At 70.4% G+C, this 4,226-nt stretch carries 2 protein-coding genes and 1 pseudogene; all 3 read right to left on the reverse strand.

The annotated features are described in order from the left end of the window. Positions 1-320, reverse strand: a pseudogene (locus A7A76_RS04120) (J domain-containing protein); the annotation flags it as partial. Further along, positions 317-2,011 (reverse strand): molecular chaperone HscC, encoded by a 1,695-nt coding sequence (locus tag A7A76_RS04125; RefSeq protein ID WP_206410005.1) that lies wholly within the window; start codon positions 2,009-2,011, stop codon positions 317-319. The pseudogene A7A76_RS04120 and the gene A7A76_RS04125, both read right to left, overlap by 4 nt. Before the next feature lie 36 nt (positions 2,012-2,047). Next, positions 2,048-3,658: a carboxyl transferase domain-containing protein gene (locus A7A76_RS04130; protein ID WP_206410006.1), complete on the reverse strand. Its 1,611-nt coding sequence runs from the start codon at positions 3,656-3,658 to the stop codon at positions 2,048-2,050. Positions 3,659-4,226: the final 568 nt, after the last annotated feature.

A 4,226-nucleotide genomic window follows, 5' to 3' on the forward strand; every position in this document is an offset into this window, starting at 1 on the left:
CTGGGGCCCTGCGCGGGCGCGACCGGGATCGGCGGCGGCCGCGGCGCCGGCGGCATCCGCAGCCGCTGCGCGCTCTCGCCGTGGCCGTCGGCTTCGTCCTCGGCCTCCGCTTCGTCCTCGTAGCCGTCCGCCGTAAGCTCAGCCGCGGCCGCAGCGCGCCGGCGCGCCCATTCCAGGCAGTGCCGATACGCCTCGTTCAAGCGCTGGAACCCGGCCGGATCGTCGTCGGGCCGGTTCGCGCGCAGCAGCTTGGCGTAGGCGCGCTTGATCTGCGCCTCGTCCGCGTCCGCGGCCAGGCCCAGCGCGGCGAACGGGTTCATGCGCCGCCGGCCTGCGCCTCGACCGCGTCGAGGAAGCGGGCGAACTCGACGCGGTGTTCGGCGATCAGCGCGTCGTCCTGCAGGTCGAGCAGGCCGCGGAAGCGGACCAGCGCCACCTGCACCTGTTCGCGCGCCCACAGCAGCTCTTCGTACAAACGCTCGGCGCGCGCGATCAACGCGACGTTCTCCTGGTGCTCGCGCGGATGCACCTTCAGCGCCGCCAGCGCCTGCAGCCGCTCGCGGATCTGCTCCGGGCTGAGCACGCCGGGGTTCTTCTCCAGGATCACTTCGCGCTTAAGGCCGCTGGCGACCGCTTCGGCCTCGACCTGCAGCAGGCCGTTGATGTCGTAGGTGAAGCGCACGTCGATGGGATTGTCGTGGCGCGCCTTGGCCGGCAGCTCGATGGTGATCGCGCCCAGCCGCACGTTGTTCTCCACCCGCGGGCTTTCGCCCTGGTAGATCTCCAGCTCGACCTTGCGCTGCTGGTCGTGGATCGGGAAATAGCGCTCGACCCGGCTCACCGGCACCGTGCTGTTGCGGTGGATGATCGGCGAGAACAGCCCGCTGACGAAGCGCCCGTCGACTTCCTGGCCGGTGCTCACGCCGAGGCTGTGCGGGCACACGTCGGTCAGCACCACCTCTTCCAGGCTCTGGTCGCGCGCCTTCATTCCGGCCGCGACGCAGGCGCCGTGGGCGATGGCCTCGTCCGGATTGAGATGGCGCAGCGGCAGTCGGCCGAACATGCGCGAGACCAGCCTGGCGCACAGCGGCATGCGCGAGGCGCCGCCGACCAGGACGATCTGGTCGAGCTGGGCCGGGGTCAGCTTGGCGTCGCGCATCGCCCGCTCCAGCGGCGCGCGCAGGCGCTGCACCAGCGGTTCGCACAGGCGGGCGAAGCCGTCCTCGTCCAGGCGCCAGGCGCGCGCCTGGCCGGCCAGGGCGAGCTCGAGCTGGGCCTCGCCGTTGTGGGCGAGCTGTTGCTTGAACGTCTCGATGCGCCGTTCCAGCACCGCCAGCTCGCCCAGCGGCAGCGCGCTGGCCGACAGGCCGTGTTCGCGCAGGAAGCCGTCGAGCAGGGCGCGCGAGAAATCCTCGCCGCCGAGGAAGTTGTCGCCGGCGCTGGCGTGCACTTCCATGATCCCGTCGAACAGCTCCAGGATCGACACGTCGAAGGTGCCGCCGCCGAGGTCGAAGATCAGGTAGCGGCCGCCGTCGTCGCTCTGCTGCAGGCCGTAGGCCAGCGCCGCGGCGGTGGGTTCGTTGATCAGCCGCTCGACCTTGATCCCGGCCAGCTCGCCGGCGATGCGGGTGGCCTTGCGCTGGCTGTCGGAGAAGTAGGCCGGCACGCTGACGACCGCCTCGCGCACCTTCTCGCCCAGCTCGGCCTCGGCGTCGGCGATCAGCGACTTGAGCACCAGCGCCGACAGCTCTTCCGGACGCAGGCGGTGCGGGCCCAGCGTGGTGACCCGGTCGCTGCCCATCCAGCGCTTGAACGCGGCCACGCTCTGGCGCGGATGCGACACCAGCCGCTCGCGCGCGGCCTGGCCGACGATGATGCTGCCGTCGTCGCCCAGGCTCACCGCCGAGGGCGTCAGCAGCGAGCCCAGGGCGTTGCGGATGAGCCGCGGGCCGTCCGGCGCGTACGCGCCGATCAGCGAATGCGTGGTGCCCAGGTCGATGCCGACGATCATGCGAAGCCACAGTCCCTTGCGATGGAGCGCACAGAATTACATGCGGAACACGCCGAAGCGAGTGCGGTCTTCGATCGGCGCGTTGAGGCTGGCCGACAGCCCCAGGCCGAGCACGCGGCGGGTGTCGGCCGGGTCGATGATGCCGTCGTCCCACAGCCGCGCGGTGGCGTAGTAGGGGTTGCCCTGGGTCTCGTACTGCTCGCGGATCGGCGACTTGAAGTTGTCTTCCTCTTCGGCCGACCACTGCTTGCCCTGGGCCTCGATGCCGTCGCGGCGCACGGTGGCCAGCACCGAGGCGGCCTGCTCGCCGCCCATCACGCTGATGCGCGCGTTCGGCCACATCCACAGGAAGCGCGCGCCGTACGCGCGGCCGCACATGGCGTAGTTGCCGGCGCCGAAGCTGCCGCCGATCACCACGGTGAACTTGGGCACGTGCGAGCACGCCACCGCGGTGACCATCTTGGCCCCGTCCTTGGCGATGCCGGCGTTCTCGTACTTCTTGCCGACCATGAAGCCGGTGATGTTCTGCAGGAACACCAGCGGGATGCCGCGCTGGTTGCACAGCTCGATGAAGTGCGCGCCCTTGAGCGCGCTCTCGGCGAACAGGATGCCGTTGTTGGCGACGATGCCGACCGGATAGCCGTGCAGGTGGGCGAAGCCGGTGACCAAGGTCTTGCCGTAGCGCGCCTTGAATTCCTGCAGCTCGCTGCCGTCGACGATGCGCGCGATCGCCTCGCGGATGTCGAAGGGCTTGCGCGTGTCCTTGGGCACGATGCCGTACAGCTCTTCGGCCGGATACAGCGGCTCGCGCGCGGGCTGCGCGGCGACCGGCAAGGTCTTCTTGCGGTTGAAGGTGGCGACGATGTCGCGCGCGATCTGCAGCGCGTGGCGGTCGTCCTGGGCGAAATGGTCGGCCACGCCCGATACGGAGGTGTGCACGTCGGCGCCGCCGAGCGCTTCGGCGTCGACCACTTCGCCGGTGGCGGCCTTCACCAGCGGCGGGCCGCCGAGGAAGATCGTGCCCTGTTCCTTGACGATCACCGACTCGTCGCACATCGCCGGCACGTAGGCGCCGCCGGCGGTGCAACTGCCCATGACCACGGCGACCTGCGGAATGTTCTCCGCGCTCAGCCGCGCCTGGTTGTAGAAGATGCGGCCGAAGTGCTCCTTGTCCGGGAACACCTCGTCCTGCAGCGGCAGGAACGCGCCGCCGGAGTCGACCAGGTACACGCACGGCAGGCGGTTCTCGCGCGCGATCTCCTGCGCGCGCAGGTGCTTCTTCACCGTCATCGGGAAATAGGTGCCGCCCTTGACCGTGGCGTCGTTGGCGACGATCACCACTTCCAGGCCCTGCACCCGGCCGATGCCGGCGACCATGCCGGCGGCCGGCGCTGCGTCGTCGTACATGCCTTCGGCCGCGAGCGGCGCGATTTCCAGGAACGGCGAGCCCGGGTCGAGCAGGGCGGCGATGCGGTCGCGCGCGAGCAGCTTGCCGCGCTCGGTGTGCTTGGCCCGGGCCTTGTCGCCGCCGCCGTGGGCGGCGCGCGCCAGACGCGCATCGAGCTCTTCGACCAGGGCGCGGTGGTAGGCCACGTTGTCGCGGAAATCCTGCGAGCGCGGGTCGAGCTGGGAAGTGATCGCGGGCATTGCGGGCACGGCCGGAAGCGGGAGACGCGGCATCAAAACACAAAGCGCCAGCGCCGGCCAATGGCCTGTGCGGGCGAAGCCGCGGCAAACGCCGGCGTATGCGCACGCAATGCGGCATGCGAGCTTGGTTTGCGTGAGCGCGGCGGGAGCGGGCCGTTGCGGCAGGAGCGTTTTCGGCAGCGCGGCCCGCATCGCTGCGGAGGGCTGCGGCCCTGTTGTAGGAGGGGCTTCAGCCCCGAAGCTCTTGTGTCAATTCGCCGTCGCCTGAGCGAAAGCCATCGGGGCTGAAGCCCCTCCCACAACAGCCGCGAGCTTCGGGGCTGAAGCACCTTCCACATTCAAACTACCGCCCAGCCGCCGCGCAAAAAGAAAGGCCCGCACGAGGCGGGCCTTTCAGCGAACCAGAGCGCAAGCCGATTAGTGCTTGGCTTCTTCCTTCTTCGCGTCGGCGGCAGCGGCGTCGGCCTTGTCGGCGACCTTCTGCGCAGCGTCGGCGGTGGCGTTGGCGGCCTTGGCGGCAGCGTCGGCGGCGCCGGCAGCGGCGGCGTCGGTCGCGGCGGCGGCGGCA

Origin of the sequence: Lysobacter enzymogenes, assembly GCF_017168095.1 — a bacterium.
GTDB lineage: Bacteria > Pseudomonadota > Gammaproteobacteria > Xanthomonadales > Xanthomonadaceae > Lysobacter > Lysobacter enzymogenes_D.